The sequence below is a fragment of the Devosia naphthalenivorans genome (assembly GCF_003056355.1).
Taxonomy (GTDB): domain Bacteria; phylum Pseudomonadota; class Alphaproteobacteria; order Rhizobiales; family Devosiaceae; genus Devosia; species Devosia naphthalenivorans.
Genome location: NZ_PYVW01000014.1, coordinates 32,332 through 53,325 on the forward strand (window position 1 = coordinate 32,332; position 20,994 = coordinate 53,325).

Sequence of the window (20,994 nt, forward strand, 5' to 3'; positions counted from 1 at the left end):
CTGGCCACTACGCGGCTCCGTCTCTTGAAGGAGCTCGACCATGTCTGTCCGTCAGGCCATCCAGGATGTCACCGACCGTATCGCTGCGCGTAGCCGCGATAGCCGCCGGGATTATCTCAGCCGCCTCGATGCCGCCCGCGAAGCCGGCGTGAACCGCGCCGTCTTGTCCTGCGGTAACCTTGCCCACGCCTTTGCCGCGTGCTCGCCCTCCGAAAAGGCGGCGCTGGCGGGCAACAAGACGCTGAACCTGGGGATCGTCACCAGCTACAACGACATGCTGAGCGCCCATCAGCCCTACCAATTCTATCCCGATATCATCAAGGAAGCCGCCCGCTCCATTGGCTCGACGGCCCAGGTGGCTGGCGGCGTTCCGGCGATGTGCGATGGCGTGACCCAGGGCCAGCCGGGCATGGATCTGTCGCTCTTTTCGCGCGACGTCATCGCCATGTCGACCGCGATTGCGCTCAGCCACAACATGTTCGACGCCGCGGTGTATCTGGGCATTTGCGACAAGATCGTCCCCGGCCTGCTGATCGGCGCGCTGACGTTTGGCCATTTGCCGGCCGTGTTCATCCCCGCCGGCCCCATGCCTTCGGGCATTCCGAACGACGAAAAGAGCAAGGTCCGCCAGCTCTACATGGAAGGCAAGGTCGGCCGCGCCGAACTGCTGGAGGCGGAGAGCAAGTCCTACCATTCGGCCGGCACCTGCACTTTCTACGGCACCGCCAACTCCAACCAGATGCTGATGGAAATCATGGGCCTGCACCTTCCCGGTGCAAGCTTCGTCAACCCGGGCACGCCCTTGCGCGATGCCCTGACCAAGGAAGCCGCGGTGCGTGCCCTGTCGCTGACGGCGCTGGGCAATGACTATACGCCGGTCGGCCATGTCATCGACGAAAAGGCCATCGTCAACGGGCTGGTTGGCCTGCACGCCACGGGCGGCTCGACCAACCACACCATGCATTTGATCGCCATCGCTGCCGCTGCGGGCCTGCAGGTGACCTGGGACGACATGAGCGATCTGTCGGATGCGACGCCGCTGCTGGCGCGCGTCTATCCCAATGGCGTTGCTGACGTGAACCACTTCCACGCCGCGGGCGGCATGGGTTTCCTGATCCAGGAACTGCTCGAAAGCGGTCACCTGCACGAGGACGTCAAGACGGTCTGGGGCAATGGGCTTTCGGGCTATACGGTGGAAGCCAAGCTGATCGAAGAGAAGCTGACATTCGAGCCTTCGCCGAAGGAGTCCGCGCTGCCCAAGGTTTTGACCAAGGTCGCGACGCCGTTCCAGGAAACGGGTGGCCTCAAGCTGCTTTCCGGCAATCTGGGCCGTTCGGTGATCAAGGTTTCGGCCGTCAAGCCCGAGCACCGGGTCATTGAGGCGCCAGCGCGCGTATTCCACGGTCAGGAAGGGCTGCAGGCCGCGTTCAAGGCCGGGGAACTGACCGGCGACATGATCGCCGTGGTGCGCTTCTCGGGTCCGCGCGCCGTTGGCATGCCGGAGTTGCATAAGCTGACGCCATCGCTCGGCATCCTGCAGGATCGCGGCTTCAAGGTTGCGCTGCTGACCGATGGCCGCATGTCGGGGGCTTCGGGCAAGGTGCCGGCGGCCATTCACATGACACCCGAGGCCATGGACGGCGGCCCGATCAGCAAAATCCGCGACGGCGACATGATCCGGCTCGACGCCAACGAAGGCACGCTGACCTTCCTTGGCGACGAGAAGGAGTTCTTCTCCCGCACCCCCGCCACCGAAGATCTGCGCCCGCAGCATTTCGGCATGGGCCGCGAACTCTTCGCCGGGATGCGCAGCCTCGTCGGTGTCGCCGATCGCGGGGCAAGCGTGTTCCAATAGCGGCGGCGGAGCCTAGCGGCTCCGCCCGAACAGGCGCTCGATGTCCTTCTTCTTGAGCTCCACATAGGTGGGGCGGCCGTGGATGCATTGGCCGGAATGGGGCGTTGCCTCCATGTCGCGGAGCAGGGCGTTCATTTCGTCGACGCGCAGCCGCCGGCCGGATCGCACCGAGCCGTGGCAGGCCATGCGCGCGATGATGGATTCCATCCGGTCACTGAGGGCGGCGGTGGAGTCCCATTCGGCCAGGCCGTCCGCAAGGTCACGGACCAGGCCATCGATATCGGTATTGCCGAGGAGGGCAGGGGTCTCGCGCACGGCGATGGCGCGGGGTCCGAAGAGTTCGAGATAAAGCCCGAAGCGCTCCAATTCGCTGGCGGCCTCTTCGAGCCGGGCGCAATCTTCCTCGGGCAGTTCCACGACGAGCGGGATCAGTTGCGCCTGGCTGGGCACGGGTCCCGATGCCAGTTGCGCCTTGAAGCGTTCGTAAACCAGCCGCTCATGGGCTGCGTGCTGGTCCACCAGCAGCAGGCCCTCGCCGTTCTGCGCGATGATGAAATTGTCGAACATCTGCGCGCGTGCGGTGCCGAGCGGGTATTCGGTCAGTTGCGCCGGTTCGACCTCGATCCGGGCGCTGGGTTCGTTGAAGCCATCGAGGTTTTCGGGTTGCCGGTAGGTCGGCGCAAACGGGTTGCCCTCGCGGTAGGTGGAGGGGCGGTCATATCCGGCAAACCGGCCGTCGGTCTCGGCATAAGCAGGCGCAGGGGCGGCGTAGGCTGGGGCGGTGAAGGCACCCAGCACGTCCTCGGCCACGGTGGTAGATGCCTTGAACCCGGCGGCGGTCAGCGCTTCGCCGATGGCGCGGATGACGGCACTCCGCACTGCGCCCGCATCGCGGAAGCGCAGTTCGGCCTTGGCGGGGTGAACGTTGACGTCCACCTCGGCGGGATCGATGGCGAGATAAAGGGCCACGACGGGGAAGCGGTCGCGGAAGGTGAAATCGGCATAGGCGGCGCGGATGGCGCCGACCAGCACCTTGTCGCGCACCGAGCGGCCGTTGACGAAATAGAACTGCGACAGTGAATTGGCGCGCGTATAGGTGGGCAGACCCGCGAGGCCGGCGACGGTAACGCCATGCCGTTCGGTGGCGAGGGCCACGGCGTTCTGCGCGAAATCATCGCCGATTACCTGGGCAAGCCGGGCTTCCAAGGCGCCCGCGCCCGTTACGGCGGGCCAGTTGCTGGCGGAACGGTCGGAGCCCTGCAGCACGAAGTGCACGGATGGATTGGCCATCGCCAGGCGCTTCAGCACGTCGGTGATCGCTGCGGCCTCGGCGCGATCACTCTTGAGGAATTTGAGCCGCGCGGGCACCTTGGCGAAGAGGTTCTTGACCTCGACGATGGTGCCCCGGTTCATCGCCTGCGGCACCGGGCCGCTGCGTACGCCGTTGCGCACGTCGATCCGTAGCCCGCTTTCGGCCTGCGCGGTGCGTGAGCAGATCGACAACTCGGCCACCGAGCCAATCGAGGCCAGTGCTTCACCCCGGAAACCGAGGGTGCGGATATCGTCGAGCTCGTCTTCGGTGAGCTTGGAGGTGGCGTGCCGCTCGACCGAAAGGACGAGATCCCCGCGGTCCATGCCGTGCCCGTCGTCCTCGATCCGCATCAGCGCCTTGCCGCCGCCGGCAGTGGTCACGACGATGCGGCGTGCACCGGCATCGATACTGTTTTCGACCAGTTCCTTGATGACACTCGCAGGCCGTTCCACCACTTCGCCGGCGGCGATGCGGTTGATCAGGTCTTCGGGCAGTTGGCGGATGGGCAAGAGCGATTCTCCTTGCGGGGAGTATAGAGGAGGGGCGTTCCGGTGCCGACCTGGAATGTGGACCATTCACTGCAAAGCGGCGGCGGGATGGCATGTTGCTCAACATCCCCCGCCCAGCTATGTCTCGCTTATGCCCACCCAGTCACCCATGGACCTTGCCCTGTCGCTCGCCGAGCAAGCCGCCGTCGATGGCGAGGCTCCAGTTGGTGCGGTCGTTATGGAGGGCGACACCGTGCTTGCCGCTGAGCGCAACAGCATGAAGGCGCTGGGTGATCCGACGGCACATGCCGAGATGCTCGCCATTCGCGCGGCGCTCGCCAAGCGCGGGACCGGGCGACTGGATGGTTGCGATCTCTATGTAACGCTGGAGCCCTGCGCCATGTGTGCCGGCGCCATTGCCCATACGCGATTGCGGCGGGTGTATTTCGGGGCCGAGGATACCAAGGCGGGGGCCGTCGAAAATGGCATCAGGCTATTCGCCCAACCCACCTGCCACCATGCGCCCGAGGTGATCGGCGGTATCGGCGCGGCGCGTTCAGAGGCCATGCTGCAGGCGTTTTTTCGCCAGTTGCGACGCTAGTGAATAGTCCTTTTACCCACAACGTCATTCCCGCGAAGGCGGGAATCCCGCTTCACTTCCAGGTAAAAGTGGGATTCCCGCCTTCGCGGGAATGACGCTGCGAAAGGACCCACGCCACCCTAATTGCTGTCGATCACCGGCACCTTGCCGGCGTGATAGGCTTCGATCTTGTGCGCCAGCATGCGTTTGAAGCGCTCTTTTTCTCCATCGCCATGGGCGACGATCTCGCGGACGCGCCAGAACTCCAGCGCGCCGAAACTGGTGACGTGCGGGCGGATGTAGATATCTGGCGGATAGGCGGCCATCATGTGCGCCGTCAGCGAGTGCATCATGATCTGCGCCGAGCCGAACCAGATATCGAGCGCCTTGTGGTCGGTCTTGGCGATGCCTTCGGAGGGGTCGCCATTGACGTCGATGCCGATCAGGAAATCGGTGTCAATGTCGGCCTGATCGAGCGGCAGCGGGTTGACCACGCCGCCATCGACAAGAATGTGGTTGGCGTAGACGACGGGCCTGAATAGGCTTGGAATGGCGAGGGAGCCGGCAATGGCCGGTCGCAGCAGGCCGGAATTGAACACGACCTGATGCCAGGACTGGAAATCGGTGGCCACCACATAGAGCGGGATCTTGAGATCCTTGAACTCGTTGGGGAAATTCGGCGGCGTGAACGCATCGACGATAGATGTCGCGTCGAGCTGCATGGAGATGCCGTTCTTGAGAATGCCGCCGATGCCGCGGATCTGGGCGGCCCAGAGTTTACTGGCGATCATGCGCATGGTGCCCAGCACTTCAAAAGTGTGCTCGCGCAATTCCTTGCCGGTCATTCCAGCGGCCCAGCCGGCGCCGATCAGCGCGCCTATGGAGGTGCCCGAGATGACATTGGGCTTCAGCCCCAGTTCGTCCATGGCTTCGATATAGGGGATGTGAGTCAGCCCGCGCGCCGAGCCGCCGCCCAGCGCAACCCCGATTCGCGGCCCCCCTGAGGTCATCATCGACGTTTCCCCTCCAACCTCGCCCCGGAGCCTTGCGGCAAGCGCCTGACCGCGTATTTGCAGCGGCGTCAGGAGACGCTTGGGCTTCTCGCCGTCCGGTGTGCCAAAGCGTGCACGTGCAAGGTTGAGGAAGGGTTCAGGTTGCGGAACGGGCGATTTCGCGCCAGCCGATGTCTCGGCGGCAAAAGCCTTCTGGCCAAACAATCTGTTCCACACCGGCGTAAGCACGTCCTTGTGCCTCACTGACAGTCTTGCCCAGAGCGGTCACGCAAAGAACGCGCCCGCCGGAGCCAAGTAAACGATCACCATCCCGCCGCGTTCCTGCATGGAACACCTGCAGATGCTCGTTGTCCAGCCCTTCGGCGCCGCGTATTTCGCTGCCATGGGTCACCTGGCCCGGATAGCCCTGGGTCGCCATGATGACGGTGAGGGCAAACTGGTCCTTCCAGGACACAACATGGCCCTTGAGCGTGCCCGTGGCCGTGGCGTGCAGCAGGGGCAGCAGGTCGCTGTCCATGCGCAGCATCATCACCTGCGTTTCGGGATCGCCGAAGCGGGCGTTGTATTCCACGAGCTTTGGGCCGTCCGACGTCAGCATCAGGCCGGCGTAGAGCACACCCTGGTAAGGCGTGCCGCGCGCGGCGAGGCCGCGAACCGTTGGCCAGATAATCCGCTCGAGCGTTGCCTCGTAAATTTCCTGGCTCATCACCGGCGCCGGGGAATAGGCACCCATGCCGCCAGTGTTGGGGCCTTCGTCGCCGTCAAAGGCGCGCTTATGGTCCTGCGCGGTGGTGAGGGGGAGAATATCGGTGCCATCGCAGAGCACGAACAGGCTGACCTCCTCGCCCTCCATGAATTCCTCGATCACCACCGAGGCGCCTGACGCCCCGAACGCGCCGGCGAAGCAATCGATGATGGCTTCTTCGGCCTCCTCGACACTCATTGCGACCGTAACGCCCTTGCCGGCGGCAAGGCCATCGGCTTTGATCACGATGGGTGCGCCCTGGGTGTAGACGTACGCAAGTGCGGCGGCTTCGGTGTCGAAGCGCCCATAGGCGGCGGTGGGAATGTCCATCTCGTCGCACAGCGCCTTGGTGAAGCTCTTGGAGCCTTCCAATTGACCGGCAGCCTTGGAGGGGCAGAAGCAGGTAATGCCGGCGGCGCGCACATCATCGCCGAGGCCTGCGACGACCTGTGCGTCGGGGCCGACCACGACGAAATCAATCGCCATCAGCCTGCAGAAATCGATCACCGCCTTGTGGTCGGTGATGTCCATGGCGATGTTTTCGGCGACCGAGCCAGTGCCGCCATTGCCGGGGGCGATGAAGAGCTTGGTCAGCAGCGGCGACTGCGCGATTTTCCACGCCAGGGCATGCTCGCGCCCGCCCGAACCGATCACCAAAACCCGCATGCTCATGCCCTCCGTGGTCTCGGGGGCGTGATGCACGAGATGGGCGGGGGAGGCAAGGGGCCGGTGGGCTTTGTGCGGTTCCAAGATGTGAAACCCAATTGCCACCCAGCCACCGTTGCTTCCCTCGGACTTGATCCGAGGGCCTCTGCCCGCTTGTGCCGCGCTGAGAGTGACCCTCGGATCAAGTCTGAGGGAAGCAACGGTGGGGAGACGAGATGAATGGCTAGTCGAACGCCGTAATTTCGTGGCTGAAAAGCCGCCTACATCTCCGCTTCGGCAAATACTCGCGTCACATCGCCATTCCACTGATTGCGGAACCGGTCGATCCATCGCTCGGCGGGTGTTTTGGCGAGGCGAATGGTTTCTTCCAGCGGTGCCAGGTGGATGGTTTCGTCCTTGCCTTCGGCATTTAGCCGGTTGCGGCGAACGAGGCCCGCTTCGGCAATGCCCACGGCCTGCGCGGCGACGTCGAAGACGTTGGAGCGATCATGTGGCGCGTCGAGCCCCAGCTTGGGCACATCGTGCCGCATCCGCTCGCGCTCTTCGCGGGTCCACGGCTTGATCATCTCGTAGGCGGCTTCCAGCGAAATATCGTCGTAGAGCAGCCCGGTCCAGAATGCCGACAATGCCGTCACCGATTGCTCGTCGCCCATGTCGGCGCCGCGCATTTCGAGGAACTGCTTGAGCCGCACTTCGGGGAAAATCGTCGAGAGATGATCTTCCCAGTCCTTGATGGTGGGTTTTTCGCCGGGCAGTTGCGGCAGGCGGCCCTCGAGGAAGCGGCGGAAGCTCTCGCCGGCAACGTTCACGTATTTCCCGTCGCGGATGACGAAGTACATCGGTACGTCGAGCGCATAATCGGCATATTGCTCGAAGCCAAAACCTTGCTCGAACACAAAGGGCAGCATGCCGGTGCGGGCATTGTCGGTGTTGAGCCAGATATGGCTGCGGAAGCTGAGATAGCCGCTTTCCCGACCATCCACGAACGGCGAATTGGCAAACAGTGCAGTCGCGACCGGCTGCAGCGCCAGCGCCACGCGCAACTTCTTGACCATGTCCGCTTCGCTCGAAAAATCGAGATTGGTCTGCACGGTAGCGGAACGGAACATCATGGAGGTGCCGAGCGTGCCGACCTTTTCCATGTAGGGCTTCATGATGCCATAGCGGGACTTGGGCATGGAGGGGATCTGGTCAACCGACCAGATCGGCGTGACGCCCAGCCCCAGGAAGTGAATATCGAGCGTGGCGGCGACCTTCTTGGTCACCCGCATGTGCTCGGCGAGTTCGGCCGCCGAGGCATGGAGATCCTTTTGCGGCGAGCCGGAGAGCTCGAACTGCCCGCCGGGTTCAAGCGATATGCCCCCGGCTATCTCGTCATTGCGCAGCCCGATCGGGTTCTCACCGTCATAGAATGGATGCCAGCCGGTTTCCGCCTCGATGCCATTGAGCAGGGCATTGATGCCGTTCGGGCCCTCATAGGCCACCGGCCGCAGCGGATTAGTGTGGAACACGTGCTTTTCGTGCTCAGTGCCGATGCGCCATTCGCTTTCGGGTTTGCACCCGCGCGACATTGCCTCGATCAGGTCGGTTCGCGATTCGATTGGGGGCGAATAGGTGTCGGCACCGGCCATGAAGTCCTCTTGGCTGCGAGGGGTAAATGTTGGCCGGGAACATAGCGTTGCGCAAGCCGAAAGCAATCGCGTTTTATCGCCAATCGCCGATGATAGCCTGAATAACTGCCAGCGCGGCGACCGCAGCGGTATCGGCGCGCAGGATACGGGGACCCAGGCTGATCGGCACCGCATAGGGCAGGGCGCGCAGCCGCTCGCGTTCTTCCGGGGAAAAACCGCCTTCGGGACCGATCAGGAGGCCGATTTTCTGACCCTTGAGGGCGCTCAGAATTTCTACCGGCGAGGAAGAGGCTTCGCCCTCATCGGCCAGGATCAACCGTCTTTCGGTGTCCCAACCGTCGATCAGCCTGTCCAGTGTGGTTTCCGGCAGGACCTCCGGCACGCTGAGCACTTCGCATTGCTCGGCCGCTTCGATGGCGTTGGCCACGAGCCGCTCATGCTTGAGCCGGTTGACTTGGGTGAATTTGGTGATGACCGGCTGGATGGTGCCGGCGCCCATTTCGGTCGCTTTCTGGATCACATAATCCAGCCGCTCGGTCTTGAGGGGGGCAAAGCCATACCAGAGGTCGGAAGGCGGTGTTTGGGCAGCGATTCGCTCGACCAGTTGCAGGGTTACCGACTTCTTGGAATCACTGGTGAGGCGGGTCAGCCACGCCCCGTCGCGGCCGTTGAACAGCACCACCTCGTCGCCCACCACCTTGCGCAGCACGGCTGCAAGGTAAAGCGATTGCTCCTTGCCAAGGGTGAGTTCGGCCCCTTCGGCAAGGTCGGGCTCGACATGGAGGCGGGGCAGGGTGGCGTGGGTGCGGGGCATGGCAAGTCTGTTGATTGGCTGGCTGGGCGCAGTTAGGACTGAAGCTGTCGCTTGATCAAGGCCGGTTCCATCCGCCGCGTCATTCCCGCGGAAGCGGGAACCTCTGTTCGGGAGGGGCGACTAGCAACAGAGGTTCCCGCTTTCGCGGGAATGACCTTGTGGTTTTTGATGAGTGCCATGCCTGACACTACTCCACCCACCAATACCGTCCCCGACGCCCAGGCCGGCAACTGGACCGATCGTTACGCCCCCGATTGGCTGAAACCCTATGCGCGGTTGGCCCGCTGGGATCGGCCGATCGGGTTCTGGCTGCTGTTCTGGCCCTGTACCTGGGGCATGGCGCTGGCGGCCAATGCCGATCCCGTGGCCGGGTTCAACTGGTGGCATGCCGTGCTGATGCTGGTTGGGGCGATCCTGATGCGTGGCGCCGGGTGCACCTTCAACGATATCGTCGACCGCGACATCGACATGAAAGTCGCGCGCACCCGGCTGCGGCCCATTCCATCGGGGCAGGTCACCGCGCGCGCGGCGCTGCTGTTTCTCGTTGCCCAGGCGTTGCTGGGCGCGATCATCCTGTTCCAGTTCAACCGGTTCACCGTCTGGGCCGGCGTGGCGTCGCTGGTGCTGGTGGCAATCTATCCATTCATGAAGCGCGTAACCTGGTGGCCCCAGGCGTTCCTGGGTCTCGCCTTTTCCTACGGCGCCCTGGTTGGCTGGAGTTCGCAGACCGGCGGGCTCGCCCTTCCCGCACTGCTTCTATACGCCGGCACCATCCTGTGGGTCATCGGCTATGACACCATTTATGCGTTGCAGGATGTCGAGGACGATGCGCTGATCGGTGTCAAATCGACGGCAAGGCTGTTTGGGGAGCGGACGCAACTGATCGTCGGGGGCTTTTATGCGGCCGCTTACATTTTGTGGCTGGCGGCGGCGATGTTGGCTGGCGCGGGCATCGTCTATGCCGCGCTTTCGCTGGTGGCCGCGGGATTGCTCGGCTGGCAGGTCTGGACCGTCGACCCGAAAATTCCCGACAATCCAAGGTTCCGCTTCGACACCAACAAATATGTCGGCGTGGTCGTGGTGCTGGCGCTGCTTGCAGACTGGGTCTGGTAAGGCCAAACGCCAAAAGGGCTGACCGCACCACCGGCCAACCCTTCAAGCGTGCTTTGGAGGAGCAGTAAACTTCTTATGCGTCGGGCTGGCCCGGCTGGCGGCGGTTGAGGAAGCGTGGGCGGCGGCCGGCTTCGGCAGCGAGCTTGCGGCGCGAGGCGGAATTGCCGACCATGACGCCATCGACGTGCTGGCTATAGGGCATGTACTGGCCATCGCCGGCCTTGATGAACAGCGGCAGACGGAGCTTCTTGCCCCAGTTCTGCCATTCGGCAACAACGCTGTGATTGCCCTGTTCCTCGAACACGCGATAGTTGAGCTCGGCATCGGCATGGACCAGTTCGATCGAGCTGGTCAGCAGGCCTTCATCCGAGATGGAGGTTGCCACTGCAACACCGATGAATTCGGTAACCGGCACCTTGACCTTGATGGCGACGCCGCTCTGATCGAGCATGCGGCGGACGGTTACGGTCTTGACGGGGTCCTTGGGTCCATTGTCGTTGGCAGCAACGAACCGGCGGTCGGCCACTACGGGCTTGCCGAAAGCCAGGACTACCGATGTGCCTTCCATTGCAACGCCATGAAACATTTGAAACTCGCCTTCCTGTCAACTTCGAGAGCTGATTTTTGGTGCTCTCTTTTGTGAGGCCAACATACGCGCCCCGATTACCCAGCCCCTTAATCGGTTCGGTTAAGTTTATCTTGTTTTCCGGGAGGGTTAGCAGGGTGTTGCACACGGTCAGAACCGATTAACTGCGCTGGCTGCCGGGGCGTTAACCTAAGCGGGGAGGTCCTGCACCCATCTTTCAATGGCAAGGCCGGGTCTCGTTATCGAGTCTTGCTGAAATGCCGGCCCACGCCTACAACGCGCGGCAAATGCTAGTGCCGCCAACCACCTACAGCGATGATCTCGAACTGCTCCGCTCGTCAGCGGTGGCGGCAGGCATTATCGCGAGCAGTTTTTTCCGCCGCGACGTCAAGAGCTGGACCAAGGACAATCTCTCCCCCGTTACCGAAGCCGATATCCTGGTGGACCGGTACCTGGCGGCGTCCCTTCTGACTGCGCGCCCCACCTATGGCTGGCTCAGCGAAGAAACAGCGGACAATCCCTCCCGGCTCGATTGCGAGCGCGTCTTTGTGGTCGACCCCATCGATGGCACCAGCGGCTTCCTGCGCGGCGAGGATAGCTGGTCCATTTCGCTGGCCGTGGTTGAAAACGGCGTGCCGGTCGCCGGCGTCATTTTCGCGCCGGTGCGCGACGAATTGTATGACGCGGCCAAGGGCGAAGGTGCGCGTCTTAATGGCAAGCCGCTGCAACGGCATCGCCGGGCCGGCGCCGCTCCGATCATTCCTGCGGCCGGCGCGGTGCACCAGGAAATGCAGACGGCGGGGCTCCATTATACCCGTGGTCCCTATTATCCGTCGCTGGCCTATCGTTTGGTACAGGTGGCGACCGGCAAGCTCGACGCCGTGGCGAACCGGCGCGGCAGCCAGGATTGGGACATCGCCGCGGCAGCCCTGATCCTGGATGAATGCGGGGTGGGTTTTGAGGATGTGTGCAGCGGGTTCCCCGTTTTCAACAAACGAGATGTGCGGCACGGAGCGCTTGCCGCGCTCGGCGACATGAGCCTAAAACCCATTGTCCATTCGGCGCTGATCAAGGTCTATGGCTGCCCGGCCGAGACCATGGATGCCGAGGCACCTGGCGAACTCACCACCCCTGACGAACGGATTTGAACCGATGGCCGAAAAAGAAGACCCCTCCAAGCAACTGCTGCACCTGGTTATCGGCGGCGAACTTTCCAGCCTCGAAGGCGTGACCTTTGCCGATCTGGACAAAGTCGACATCGTCGGGGTCTATCCCAATTACGCCACGGCCCACGCCGCGTGGCGCCAGAAGGCGCAACTGACCGTGGACAGCGCGCAGACGCGGTATTTCATTGTGCATCTGCATCGGTTGCTTGAGCCGGACATGGACAAGAAGTAGCGGCACTCGGTGGTGCCACAACCTCGCCCTCCGACAGGCTCAGGGTGAGGTCTACTGGTGGTTCAGGATGCAGGTCCAGTGGCGGAGTGTGCTCGGCTTTTGCTGATAGAGCGCTGCCGCCTCATCAAGCCCTCATGGTGAGCCTGTCGAACCACGAGGGCGTGACTTGATGGCTCCCTGTCCCCGTTTGAGGAGATGTTCATCTCCGGCACTTGCCGGCCCCAGTTACCACCGCGTCATTCCCGCGAAAGCGGGAATCTCCGTTTGGAAACAGGGGTTCTCGCTTTCGCGGGAATGACACGGTGGGTGGAACTGACAGAAACGAGGAGCCTGAGGTAAACATTTCTCCGTTTGAAGGGGAACCGACCTCACGGCTCCATCGACCCCTCGCCCCTGAGGGGCGAGGTGAAGACCGCGCTTCGCACGCCCGCCAGCGCTACCCCACCAACTCTTCCAAAATGGCGTCCATCGCGCCCGGGCCGCCGATCCGTTGCCGGCCGATACTGCCCAGGCGCCTGCGTTCGGTTCCGTCCTCCAGCAGCCGCCGCAAAGCCGCGCCAATGGCCGGTGCTTCCGCGGGAACCACGACCCTGGCGTCACCAAACAGCATCTGCTCGTCGTTGAAGCGCGAACGCCGGTCGCGCGCGTTGACGAAAGTGATCGCAGGCTTGCCCAGCCCGAGCGCCTGCACCGTTGCCGTGCCCGCCTGCGACAGCACCAAATCCGAAACCGTCAGCAGATTACCCATCGCGCCGCCGCGCGCCATGTGGATGGTCAGGTCGCCATCGGAAAGCTCGCCCAGATCGGATGGCTCGGCGCTTAGCATGGCGGTGCGGCGAAGGCCTGTCTGCTTGGCGAGATCATCGACATTGATGCCGCCGGCAACCGCAAGAAACACATCGGGCCGCGATTCGGCGGGCAGGCTGCGCAGGGCTGCAACCTGCAGCGCAAAACTCTCCGCGGTCAGTGCCCGGCTACCCGGGAGCAGCGTTACTGCCAGCGGCCGCGAGCGCCGTGCTTCGGCGTCGTATTCCCCCACGGGAATGGTATCCATCATCACATTGCCGGCGCAGCGCGCATCGATCCCGATATGGGTGAGCGTCTGCGCCAGATTATCGGCCCGGCAGAACACCGTCTGGCACGCCTTGCTGATCAGCCAGCGCTCGGGGGCCGAATAAAGCCGCGCCGCGCCGGTCTTGTAGACATCGAGGTAAAACAGGTCGCGGTGGCCCGTGCCGTAGGCGGCCATCACACCCACCATGTCCCCGACGACGACGACACGATCATACTTTCCCACAATGCCGCGCAGGAACCGCAGCGCGGGTGGCACCGTGCCGAGCCCCCCCGTCGCGATATCGCGCCGCAGCGATCCCTTGACGTTACGCCAGCCTTCCGAGGCGAGGGTGGCGCGTGGCCCCACTATCGGGCAGACGCCGCTATAGGCATTTCCCGCGCCAATCATCGGATAGGCTTCGACTTCTATGGTTTTGGGCAGCCGGGCGACGATAGCGGCGGCGATCCAGTCTTCGCCGTGGCCATTGGAGATGAACAGGAACCGGGGGCGGACTGACGCTTCCGCCACGGCTCAGCCTCCGATGCCGTAACGTTCGAAGGCTGTATTGGCCGTCACCGCGTCGGCATAGGCCTCTTGGCGATCAACGCTCCAGTAGAACAATTCATCGAGCGGGATCGGCTTGCCGGTGATGGCGCAGCGCACGAAGGTGCCGGGCTTGAGCACCACATAGTCACCATCCAGATACCGGATGGTTGCCTCGGACGGCGCAAAGCTCTTGTCGAAGATGTTCATGAGAGAAATCCTTCTTGGCTGCCCCCGATATAGCGGGCAACCCGGCCCATCAAAAGAGGCTTTCCTGCGTTTCGCTGTCCGGTGCAGGGCGCGGCTTCTTGCGCGGGGGTGGGCTGCCGGCGATCACGGCATCGACGGCACCGTCCGCAAATTCGATTACCACGCCCTCGCCGGGTGCAAGTCCGGTACGTTGCTGCACCAATTGCCCGTCCGCATCCTTGATCACCGCGTAGCCGCGCGCCAGAACACTTTTGTAGCTGAGCGAAACCAGTAGCTTGCCGGCTTGGTTGAGTCCGTTGCGACGCTCGCCCAATTGCTGCGTCACCCCTGCCAACAGGCGTCCGGCGAGCGGTGCCAGCAGGCTGCGGGAATGGCGAAGCTCGGCACGCAACGCATTGGGCGCAAGCTTGGGGCCCACGGTCTCGAACTGTGCCCGCTTGCGCTCGACCAGCCGCTGCGCCCCCGCAGCCAGCCGCTCGGCGCGCGGGTCATAAGTCAGCCGCGCGCGATCAACGGTTTTGCGCAGGCCGGCATCGCCGCGTAGGGAAAAATTCTTGAGCCGTTCGGCAAATTCGACCTGCCGCCGCTGCAGCAATTGCGGCCCCAGGCGCGGGGCCACGCGGGAGAAATGCACGTGCCGCTCCTGCACCGAATGGCGCAGGCAGGAAAAGAGGTTACTCGCCGCATGATCGAGCCGCTGGCGTTGCGTTGCGACCAGATCCGCTGGCCGGGGCAGGCCAGCCGCCGCTGCCCGCAGTCGGTCTCGCGCCGAAATGGTGAGCCGACGCGCCGCCTGCCGCTGGCGCGCACCGTGGTCATCCACATAGCCAATCAGTTCGGCCCGCACCGGCACGGCGGCCTCGGCAGCCGCAGTCGGCGTCGGCGCGCGCATGTCCGAGGCGTAGTCGACCAGGGTGGTGTCGGTTTCGTGCCCCACGGCGGAAATAATGGGAATGGTGCTGCCCGCGACGGCTCGCACCACGGCTTCCTCGTTGAAGCCCCAAAGATCCTCGATGGAGCCGCCACCGCGCGCCACGATCAGGAGGTCCGGCCGAGGCATGGAGCCATCCGGCAAAAAGGCATTGAAGCCCTCGATGGCGTTGACCACTTCGGCCGCACAGGTATCGCCCTGCACGCGCACCGGCCACACCAGCACATGGCTGGGAAAACGATCTTCCAACCGGTGCAGGATATCGCGGATCACCGCACCGGTCGGCGAGGTGATGACGCCGATCACCCGAGGCAGATAGGGCAGGGGACGCTTGCGCTCTCGCGCGAACAGGCCTTCCGCGAGCAGCTTCTTGCGCCGCTCTTCGAGCAGCGCCATCAGCGCGCCGGCGCCGGCCGGCTCGATATTGTCGATGACGATCTGGTATTTGGACGAGCGCGGGAAGGTCGTCAGCCGCCCCGTGGCGATGACCTCGAGCCCTTCCTCTGGCTTGAAGGTCAGCTTGGCGTAGCTGCCCTTCCACACCACGGCATCGATCGACGCACTTTCGTCCTTGAGCGTGAAATAGCAATGGCCCGACGAATGCTGCCCGCGAAATCCCGAGATTTCGCCGCGCACGCGCACATGGCCGAACTCGTCCTCGACAGTGCGTTTGACCGCCTGGGCGATCTCGCTGACGGTAAATTCGGCGGCGTTGGTAAGCAGTTCAGCCATGCCCTGTGGTGCGATATTGGGCGGCGGAGGTCAAGCATCTCGCCACGAGGGCGTGCTAGGGCTTCTACTCCGCGGCATCCGACATATGCGTTGCGTCCAGATTGCCCATGGAGTGCACGATGTGGTTGGCCAGGGCGTCATAAATTCCGCCATAGGCGTGGCTGGCGCGCATCAGGGCGATCTGGGCGTCGCCCAATCGGGGCAGGCCATGATTGTCATCCACCACGCGCATCCCCGGCTGCAAGGCGCTTTCGGGCAGGAAGCCGATGGCGAGGTCCGACAGCACGGCGCTTGAGATGGCGGTGGCGTTGGACGACGTATAGGCGATGCGATAATCGATACTGCTGCGGTCCAGCGCTTCCATCGCGTCCTTGCGCCAGATGCAGTAATTAGGGCCGCAGGCGATGGCCAGCGGCTCGCTCGCCAGCGCCCTGCCGCCGTGGCTGGCCACCCAGAACATGCGCTCGGTGCGGAACAATTCGCCAAAGTTCTGCTCGGTGCCCTGCGTGAAGACGATCAGGTCATGCCGCCCGGCCTTCATGCCGTCGAGCAGGTGTTCGGAGGCCATGCAGGCGACATCCACCGCGATCTTTGGGTGCGTACGCTGGAAGCTGGAGAGAATCACCGGCAACAGGCGCACGGCATAATCATCGGGAACGCCAAAGCGGATCGAGCCGGAGAGATCGCCATCCGAAAAAAGATCGAGAATCTCCGCGTTGGTGCGCAACATCTTGCGGGCGCGGGCATAAAGCGTCTCGCCATGGCGCGTCAGCGTTACGCTGCGGCCGTCGCGCGTCAGCAGCGAATGGCCCAGCCGCTCCTCGAGCCGCTTGATCTGCATGGAAACGGCGGACTGCGTCTTGTTCACGCGCCTTGCGGCCTCGGTGAAGCTGCCGCAATCGGCGATGGCGCAAAAGCTTTGCAGCTGGTCCAGATCGAGGGGAGCGGTCATCTCAATGCCATCACTGAAATTGATGAAGTAGATGAAATCTATTTGTTGGACGAATGAATGTCCAGCGCGCAATTTGCTCATATTGGCGCCGCTGACAGTGCGTCGAACCCCGCCGGCCTCCCTTACGGCACAACAACATGTCTGGAGATCATCATGGCTTTCTCGCTTCCCGGCGAGCGGTCACTCGCGCCCGCCCCATCCGCTCGTCCCCTGGCCGCGTTCGCGCGCTGGATCGTTCAGGTCAAGGCTGCGCAGACCCGTCGCGCGGCATTGCGAGCCATGCTTGATCTCGATTGCGATCGGCTCGATGATCTGGGTATTTCACGCCAGGACATCGCCGATGCAATGTCCCGCCGAGGCAACGGCGCCATGACGCTCAACACCGCGCGCGCCCGCAACGCTCGGCTTTAATTCCCATTGCGCCGGCCAGACCTCCGCCGGCGCCAATCCGTTGGTACGGACGCTTTTTGCAAGTGCTCGTGCCATCTCCCGGGCCGGTTTTGCCGCCGGTTCCGTTTCCTGATGACTTGCCGGACCGGCGCCGTGGCGCTTGTCCGGCTTTTTTGCTCAGGCAGCGGGCTGGAAGGTCACGCCAATATCTGTGGCCGTCTTGCGTTGGACGACGCAATCGAATTTCTGGCCGTCGCTCATTATAAGCTGGAAAGCGTCCGGAATGCCGAGGATGCTCGTTACCCGCAACATGGCGCCGGTCGTGGACATATTGCGCACGGTGCAATCAATGACCGAAAAGCCATCGTTGATGGCGATCTTGCCACCCTTGAGCGTCCGGTGCCGGATCGTGGCGCGGCGTTCTTCCTGCATGATGTCCTCTACCCCTATGGAAGCTGGTCGAAGCCTTCCTTGAAGCCATCCAGTGAAACCGGAATGCCGATGCCTTCTTCGGGCGTCTTGAACACCACGAAGATCGCACTCGTGCCGTTGGACAGCGTTTCGATCAGGCTGTCATCCAGAACCACTTCGGCGACGCACCCATTGGGCAGGCAGCGCACAAAGGCGACGCGGCCCATGTCCTTGCCATCGACATTGAGGCCAAGGCCGTTGGGCAGCAGCACGCCCAGGGGCGCCAGCACGCGGAGCAGGCGCGCCTCGCGGTCGGCGGTGCGCAGCACGATCACCGATAGGCCGACATTGGGCTGATCCTCGGCCATGACGTTCTGGATGATGGCGCATTGCTCTGTGCTTGCGCCGGGCGGCGTATCGCAGCTCATCTGCCAGTCGCCATGCTGTGCGCGGACCGTGCCCTGGGCAAAGCTCGCGCCGCCGGCACCGGCCAAAGCAGCGATTGCAAGGGCCGCAACGGCCAGATGGCGCTTGATAATCCGCTTCACTGTTTCACTTCTCCTGCCGAATCGCGCCCCAGCGCCTGGTTTTGATTGTTTCTGACAGGCTCGGTATCGAGTCAACCAATGCCCTGAGAGGCTGGAAATATGCTGGCAAAACTGCGGCGAGGGTGAGGCGATGGCCTCCCAGGGGCGGGACATTGCGACACAGGCTGGACCCACTTGTGGCAATAGACTTGGCCTTTGCGATGTGGTTTAGGTCAGAGAAGAGTTTTTCGCTCCGAGGTTGAGTCGGGGCGGCGTATGCTATGCCGCTGTATTGCCCCCTCAATCCCGGTGCAGGATGCACCAATTGAAGTTTTTACAGGGGTTTATGGTGACCGGGCATTTCTTGAGAAAGATGGGGGCTGTGTCTGCGGCCGCATTGGCTGCGGCCCCGGCTCTGGCCGCGGCGCAAGAGCAACCCATTCATTTTGCCGAGCCTGGTCAGTATCATCTGCAGCATTCCGTGACCCCGATCATGGACTCCATCGTGACCTTCCACGATGGCCTGCTGATGTGGTCCGTCTCGTTCATCGTAGCGCTGGTTCTGGTGCTGCTGCTGTGGATCGCCTGGCGCTACAATGCAAAGCGCAACCCCGCCCCGGCGGCCTTTACGCACAATACGCTGGTTGAGATCATCTGGACGGTGCTGCCCATCGTCGTCCTCATCATCATTGCCATTCCCTCTTTCGGCGTTCTGAGCGACCAGCTCACCACGCCCGATGGCGAACGTAAATATCTCGGCACCAACATCTTCTCGTTCGGTGAAGTCGAGGTTCCTGCTGCCGAACTGACCGTCAAGGTGACGGGCCAGCAATGGTATTGGGACTATGAATATGTCGATCAGGGCAAGCTGTTCACCTCGGTGATGCTGCAGGAAGCCGATCGCGAGGCGGTCAAGCCGAACCAGCCGCGTCTGCTGGCGGTGGACAATGAACTCGTCGTGCCGGTGGATACCACAGTGCGGCTGCAGATCACGTCTGATCCGACCGGCGTGATCCACGCCTTTGCGGTGCCCTCGTTTGGCGTGCTGATCGATGCCGTGCCGGGCCGTCTCAACGAGACCTGGTTCAATGCCCGTGAAACCGGCATCTACTACGGCCAGTGCCGTGAGTTGTGCGGCAAGGACCACGCGTTCATGCCGATCGCCGTCCGGGTCGTCACCAAGCAAGAGTTTGCGGCCTTCATGGCAGCGTTTGAATCTGGCGACTACACTGCCGCCAACGCCACGCTCGCGGCAGTGCAGTAAGCGTCGCAGGGGATAGTACAATATGACCGATACAGTTCACCTCGAAGCTCACGCGACCGGCCACGACGCGGCGTCCCATCATCATGAGCCCACCGGCTGGCGCCGTTGGGTCTATTCGACCAACCACAAAGACATTGGCGTGATGTATCTCATCTTCGCCATTTTCACTGGGATCATCGGTGGTCTGCTATCCGGCGTGATGCGCCTGGAACTGCAGGAGCCCGGCATCCAGATTTTCCACGGCCTGGCCAGCATGGTCTATGGTCTTGGTTCTCCCGAGGCAGGGCTCGACGCGGGCAAGCACATGTATAATGTGTTCACCACCGCCCACGCCCTGGTCATGGTGTTTTTCGTGGTCATGCCGGCGACGATGGGTGGCTTTGCCAACTATTTCGCACCGCTCATGATCGGCGCGCCCGATACGGCGTTCCCACGCATCAACAACATCGCCTTCTGGCTGCTGCCGCCAGCATTCCTGCTGCTGATGATGTCGCTGTTCTTCCCCGGTGGTGGCGGTGCCAATGAACTTGGTGCGGGTACCGGCTGGACGATCTATCCGCCGCTGTCGACCAATGGTCATCCTGGCCCGGCCATGGATTTCGTGATCCTGTCGCTGCACGTGGCTGGCATCTCCTCTATCCTTGGCGCGATCAACCTCATCACCACTATCTTCAACATGCGTGCTCCGGGCATGACGCTGCACAAGATGCCGCTGTTTGCCTGGTCGGTGCTCGTGACGGCTTTCCTGCTGCTGCTGGCCCTGCCAGTGCTGGCCGGCGCCATCACCATGCTGCTGACGGACCGTAATTTCGGCACGTCCTTCTTCCAGCCCGATGAGGGCGGTGATCCGATCCTGTTCCAGCACCTGTTCTGGTTCTTCGGCCACCCCGAAGTGTACATCATGATCCTGCCGGGCTTCGGCATCATCAGCCACATCGTGTCGACCTTCAGCCGCAAGCCGATCTTTGGTTACATGGCCATGGCCTATGCCATGGTTGCCATCGGTTTCGTCGGGTTCGTCGTGTGGGCGCACCACATGTACACCACCGGCCTGAGCCTCGACGTCCAGCGCTACTTCGTTGCGGCCACCATGGTCATCGCGGTGCCCACGGGCGTCAAGATCTTCTCCTGGATCGCCACCATGTGGGGCGGTTCCATCAGCTTCAAGACGCCAATGCTCTGGGCCATCGGCTTCATCTTCCTGTTCACCGTTGGCGGTGTGACGGGCGTGGTGCTGGCCAATGCCGCAGCTGACCGTGTGCTGCACGACACCTACTACGTGGTTGCTCACTTCCACTATGTTCTGTCGCTGGGCGCCGTGTTCTCGATCTTTGCCGGCTGGTACTACTGGTACCCCAAGATGTTCGGCTGGATGTATTCCGAGTTCCTGGGCAAGCTGCACTTCTGGGTCATGTTCATCGGTGTGAACCTGATCTTCTTCCCGCAGCACTTCCTGGGTCTGGCCGGCATGCCGCGCCGCTACATCGACTACCCGGATGCGTTCGGCCTGTGGAACCGCGTTTCCTCGATCGGCTACTACATCACCTTCGTTGCGATGATCATCTTCTTCTACGCAATGTGGGATGCCGCCAGGAAGAAGCGTCCGGCCGGCGACAACCCCTGGGGTGTCGGTGCAACGACGCTGGAATGGACGCTGAGCTCTCCGCCGCCGTTCCACCAGTTCACGACACTGCCCCAGATCCACTCGACCAACGCGCACTAAGCGCCGCTTACAAACCAACGGGCCGCGTGCGCGCGGCCCTCACCATACGAAGGCAA

At 62.9% G+C, this 20,994-nt stretch carries 20 protein-coding genes; 8 read left to right on the top strand and 12 right to left on the bottom strand.

The annotated features are described in order from the left end of the window. Positions 1 to 40: 40 nt before the first annotated feature. Positions 41 to 1,855, top strand: a complete 1,815-nt coding sequence (edd, locus tag C8264_RS16045) for a phosphogluconate dehydratase (RefSeq protein ID WP_108461990.1) — start codon at positions 41 to 43, stop codon at positions 1,853 to 1,855. A gap of 12 nt (positions 1,856 to 1,867) precedes the next feature. Here the strand turns inward: edd and mutL are convergent, their stop codons facing one another. Then, on the bottom strand, positions 1,868 to 3,676 hold the full coding sequence (mutL, locus tag C8264_RS16050) for a DNA mismatch repair endonuclease MutL (protein WP_108461991.1): 1,809 nt from the start codon (positions 3,674 to 3,676) through the stop codon (positions 1,868 to 1,870). A 130-nt stretch (positions 3,677 to 3,806) separates the two neighbouring features. On the opposite strand from mutL, the gene C8264_RS16055 reads away from it, so the two are divergent. Then, entirely contained in the window at positions 3,807 to 4,256 is a 450-nt protein-coding gene (locus tag C8264_RS16055) for a nucleoside deaminase (protein ID WP_108462086.1), read from the top strand. Positions 4,257 to 4,375: 119 nt separating this feature from the next. Here C8264_RS16055 and C8264_RS16060 read toward each other — a convergent pair whose 3' ends face one another. From C8264_RS16060 to C8264_RS16075, 4 genes are all read right to left on the bottom strand, one after another. Further along, positions 4,376 to 5,248 (bottom strand): patatin-like phospholipase family protein, encoded by an 873-nt coding sequence (locus C8264_RS16060; RefSeq protein ID WP_108461992.1) that lies wholly within the window; start codon positions 5,246 to 5,248, stop codon positions 4,376 to 4,378. Between the two features lie 136 nt (positions 5,249 to 5,384). After that, positions 5,385 to 6,659: a phosphoribosylamine--glycine ligase gene (purD, locus tag C8264_RS16065; protein ID WP_108462088.1), complete on the bottom strand. Its 1,275-nt coding sequence runs from the start codon at positions 6,657 to 6,659 to the stop codon at positions 5,385 to 5,387. 260 nt (positions 6,660 to 6,919) lie between these two features. Continuing rightward, entirely contained in the window at positions 6,920 to 8,290 is a 1,371-nt protein-coding gene (locus C8264_RS16070) for a glutamate--cysteine ligase (protein ID WP_108461993.1), read from the bottom strand. Positions 8,291 to 8,363: 73 nt separating this feature from the next. Beyond that, complete coding sequence (locus C8264_RS16075) at positions 8,364 to 9,104, bottom strand: 16S rRNA (uracil(1498)-N(3))-methyltransferase (RefSeq protein ID WP_108461994.1); 741 nt, start codon at positions 9,102 to 9,104, stop codon at positions 8,364 to 8,366. A gap of 177 nt (positions 9,105 to 9,281) precedes the next feature. Between C8264_RS16075 and ubiA the strand changes: the two genes are divergently transcribed. Then, positions 9,282 to 10,217 carry a 4-hydroxybenzoate octaprenyltransferase gene (gene ubiA / locus C8264_RS16080; protein ID WP_108462089.1) on the top strand — a complete coding sequence of 312 codons (936 nt, stop codon included), beginning with the start codon at positions 9,282 to 9,284 and terminating at the stop codon, positions 10,215 to 10,217. 73 nt (positions 10,218 to 10,290) lie between these two features. Here ubiA and C8264_RS16085 read toward each other — a convergent pair whose 3' ends face one another. Then, positions 10,291 to 10,803, bottom strand: coding sequence for a DUF6101 family protein (locus C8264_RS16085; protein ID WP_108461995.1), 513 nt, complete (start codon positions 10,801 to 10,803; stop codon positions 10,291 to 10,293). A gap of 257 nt (positions 10,804 to 11,060) precedes the next feature. Here C8264_RS16085 and C8264_RS16090 point away from each other — a divergent pair, with 257 nt between their 5' ends. Together C8264_RS16090 and C8264_RS16095 are read left to right on the top strand one after the other, a co-directional pair. Beyond that, entirely contained in the window at positions 11,061 to 11,951 is an 891-nt protein-coding gene (locus C8264_RS16090; protein WP_108461996.1) for a 3'(2'),5'-bisphosphate nucleotidase CysQ, read from the top strand. A 4-nt stretch (positions 11,952 to 11,955) separates the two neighbouring features. Continuing rightward, positions 11,956 to 12,201, top strand: a complete 246-nt coding sequence (locus tag C8264_RS16095; RefSeq protein WP_108461997.1) for a DUF4170 domain-containing protein — start codon at positions 11,956 to 11,958, stop codon at positions 12,199 to 12,201. 436 nt (positions 12,202 to 12,637) lie between these two features. Here the strand turns inward: C8264_RS16095 and C8264_RS16100 are convergent, their stop codons facing one another. From C8264_RS16100 to C8264_RS16115, 4 genes are all read right to left on the bottom strand, one after another. Further along, positions 12,638 to 13,783: a glycosyltransferase family protein gene (locus tag C8264_RS16100; RefSeq protein ID WP_108461998.1), complete on the bottom strand. Its 1,146-nt coding sequence runs from the start codon at positions 13,781 to 13,783 to the stop codon at positions 12,638 to 12,640. Between the two features lie 3 nt (positions 13,784 to 13,786). After that, positions 13,787 to 14,008 carry a DUF2093 domain-containing protein gene (locus C8264_RS16105; protein ID WP_108461999.1) on the bottom strand — a complete coding sequence of 74 codons (222 nt, stop codon included), beginning with the start codon at positions 14,006 to 14,008 and terminating at the stop codon, positions 13,787 to 13,789. Positions 14,009 to 14,057: 49 nt separating this feature from the next. After that, complete coding sequence (gene xseA / locus C8264_RS16110; protein ID WP_108462000.1) at positions 14,058 to 15,671, bottom strand: exodeoxyribonuclease VII large subunit; 1,614 nt, start codon at positions 15,669 to 15,671, stop codon at positions 14,058 to 14,060. Between the two features lie 64 nt (positions 15,672 to 15,735). Next, positions 15,736 to 16,704 (bottom strand): LysR family transcriptional regulator, encoded by a 969-nt coding sequence (locus C8264_RS16115; RefSeq protein WP_108462001.1) that lies wholly within the window; start codon positions 16,702 to 16,704, stop codon positions 15,736 to 15,738. A gap of 72 nt (positions 16,705 to 16,776) precedes the next feature. On the opposite strand from C8264_RS16115, the gene C8264_RS16120 reads away from it, so the two are divergent. Next, positions 16,777 to 17,034, top strand: coding sequence for a hypothetical protein (locus C8264_RS16120; protein ID WP_108462002.1), 258 nt, complete (start codon positions 16,777 to 16,779; stop codon positions 17,032 to 17,034). Between the two features lie 156 nt (positions 17,035 to 17,190). On the opposite strand, the gene C8264_RS16125 is transcribed toward C8264_RS16120, so the two are convergent. Both C8264_RS16125 and C8264_RS16130 read right to left on the bottom strand, forming a co-directional pair. Beyond that, a complete protein-coding gene (locus C8264_RS16125; protein WP_108462003.1) occupies positions 17,191 to 17,445 on the bottom strand; it encodes a pilus assembly protein PilZ in 255 nt (84 codons plus the stop codon). A gap of 14 nt (positions 17,446 to 17,459) precedes the next feature. After that, a complete protein-coding gene (locus C8264_RS16130; RefSeq protein ID WP_245893284.1) occupies positions 17,460 to 17,972 on the bottom strand; it encodes an invasion associated locus B family protein in 513 nt (170 codons plus the stop codon). A 352-nt stretch (positions 17,973 to 18,324) separates the two neighbouring features. On the opposite strand from C8264_RS16130, the gene coxB reads away from it, so the two are divergent. Then, entirely contained in the window at positions 18,325 to 19,215 is an 891-nt protein-coding gene (coxB, locus tag C8264_RS16135; protein ID WP_245893304.1) for a cytochrome c oxidase subunit II, read from the top strand. Positions 19,216 to 19,237: 22 nt separating this feature from the next. Further along, positions 19,238 to 20,938: a cytochrome c oxidase subunit I gene (gene ctaD / locus C8264_RS16140; protein ID WP_108462005.1), complete on the top strand. Its 1,701-nt coding sequence runs from the start codon at positions 19,238 to 19,240 to the stop codon at positions 20,936 to 20,938. Positions 20,939 to 20,994: the final 56 nt, after the last annotated feature.